This is a genomic window from Microbacterium sp., assembly GCF_035277845.1.
In the GTDB taxonomy this organism is placed as follows: domain Bacteria; phylum Actinomycetota; class Actinomycetes; order Actinomycetales; family Microbacteriaceae; genus Microbacterium.
Genome location: NZ_DATEJS010000115.1, coordinates 1 through 2,200 on the forward strand (window position 1 = coordinate 1; position 2,200 = coordinate 2,200).

At 73.6% G+C, this 2,200-nt stretch carries 3 protein-coding genes; all 3 read right to left on the minus strand.

Annotated elements, in window-relative coordinates; translation table 11 throughout:
- Positions 1-214, minus strand: a 214-nt coding sequence (locus VJR25_RS04805) for a hypothetical protein (protein WP_324113075.1), incomplete at its 3' end; no start/stop codon positions are given.
- Between the two features lie 118 nt (positions 215-332).
- Positions 333-995, minus strand: a complete 663-nt coding sequence (locus VJR25_RS04810; protein WP_324113077.1) for a response regulator transcription factor — start codon at positions 993-995, stop codon at positions 333-335.
- Positions 992-2,143, minus strand: coding sequence for a sensor histidine kinase (locus tag VJR25_RS04815; protein WP_324113079.1), 1,152 nt, complete (start codon positions 2,141-2,143; stop codon positions 992-994). The genes VJR25_RS04810 and VJR25_RS04815 overlap by 4 nt, the downstream gene beginning before the upstream one ends.
- Between the last annotated feature and the right edge of the window lie 57 nt (positions 2,144-2,200).

Here is a 2,200-nt window from a genome sequence, read left to right on the forward strand (position 1 = left end):
CGGCGAGGGTCGCCTCGGCCTGACGGCTCGGCGAGTTCTGGCCCCACGGGCCGTAGCCGTCCGCGGCCGCCCGGCGCCAGCGGCGCCCGACCAGCAGGAAGACGACGATGATCAGCACGATCCAGAAGACGGGGATCAGGAAGAACCACGGGAAGAAGAACGGGCCGCCGGCCCAGTGGGCGACGACGGGGGCGGTGGACAGGAGAGCGGACATATCAGCCTCGATCGGACGTCGATGCGTCGTTCGCATCTGACCCTTCGAGCACACTCCGATCGGAGCCTCGGGGCATCCGCCGGGAGGAGTCATCTGCGCTGCTTCCCGGGGAGCAGGCTCACTGCCAGCCGGGGTTCACCTGGCCGGTCTCATACGCGAGGATCACCAGCTGCACCCGATCGCGCGCCTGCAGCTTCTGCATGATCCGGGAGACGTGCGTCTTGGCGGTGAGCGGCGAGAGGAACAGCTCCGCGGCGATCTCGTCGTTGCTGAGACCCTGCGCGACCAGGCGCAGCACCTCGCGCTCGCGCTCGGTGAGCACGTCGAGACGGGCATCCGCCACCGGGGGCTTCAGGCCCTCGGACGCACGCGTCAGCAGGCGTCTGGTGACGCCGGGGGACAGCAGGGCGTCGCCGGATGCCGCGACCCGCACCGCGCGGATGAGGTCGGTCGGCTCGGTGTCCTTCACGAGGAAGCCGGAGGCACCCGCGCGAACGGCCCGGATGACGTACTCGTCGAGCTCGAACGTCGTCACGATGACCACGCGGACGTCGGCGAGGGCGGCATCCGCGGCGATCTGCTCGGTCGCCCAGAGACCGTCGCCGTCCGGCATCCGGATGTCGACCAGCGCGACGTCGACCGGCGTGCCGCGCAGCAGCGCCAGCAGCTCGCCGCCGCCGGACGCCTCGGCGACGACGGTGATGTCGGGCTCGGACTCGAGCAGCGCCCGGAACCCGGCGCGCACGAGCTGGTGGTCGTCGGCGATCGCGACGCGGATCATGAGGTCTCCAGGTGCCAGGGGAGCACGGCGTGCACGACGGTGCCGCGCACCTCGCCGCGAGCCACGGTGAGGCGCCCGCCGAGGAGAGCGGCGCGTTCGCGCATGCCGCGGATGCCGGCACCTTCGGGGGAATCGCCGGCCCCGGTGCCGTCATCGGTGACGGTGACGACGAGTGCGTCGGCGGTGCGATCGAGCACGACCCGCGCCGTCGCCGCGGCGGAGTGGCGGACGATGTTGGTCAGCGCCTCCTGCACGATGCGGTAGGCGGTCGTCTGCACGGCCGAATCGGGCGCGTCGCCGCCGAGCCGGTCGTCGAGCACGATCTGCAGTCCGAGGCCGGACCGGCGCGCGGTGAGCTCGGCGACATCCGCGAGCACCGGCTGGGGGCTCAGCGGCGCGGCGTCGTCTCCGCGCAGGAACGACAGCACCCCGCGGACCTCGTCGAGCCCGGTCGCGGCCAGCCCGCGGATGTTCGACAGCGCCTCGCGCGCCCGCTCCGGGTCGCGGTCGAAGAGGTGCAGGCCCATGCCGGACTGCACGGAGATCTGGCTGAGCGAGTGCGCGAGCACGTCGTGCAGCTCGCGTGCGATGCGGGTGCGCTCGTCCTGCTCGGCCGCCCGGCGCCGGGCGTCGATCCGGGCGCGGAACGCCGCGGCGCGCTGGGCGCGGGAGCGGATGCCGGCGCCGATCGCGAAGCACAGGGCCAGCGCGAGCGTGGTCGCGATGACCGGGAACGGATGCCACATCGTGCCGCCCGCCGCGGCGACGCCGATCGCGATCGTCCAGCCGGCGGCGACCGCGGCGACGGCCCACCAGACCCGCTGGCGCACCACCGCGCCGATGATCGCGAACCCGACGGCGATGATCGGCGGCCCGTACCCGGGCGGGATCAGCACGTATCCGGTGGCGAGGGCGGCGGTGACGGCGACAGTAAGCCCCGGGAAGCGCCGTGCGGCGAGCAGCACCAGTGCGGCCGCGGCGGCCAGCAGGGTGCGCAGCACGACGAGGAGGTGCGGTGCGCCCCACGCGTACCCGATGAACGCCGTGCCGGGGACCTGCACGAGGAAGGAGAGCACCACCGGCACGACGAGGACGACGGCGGCGGGCGGGCGGAACGGCGCCCGGCCCTCCCGCATGTCGTCCGCCATGCCACGATGCTACGCGGCAGGGGTCTGCTCGCCGTCGGCCGGCGGAAGCATCCCGCC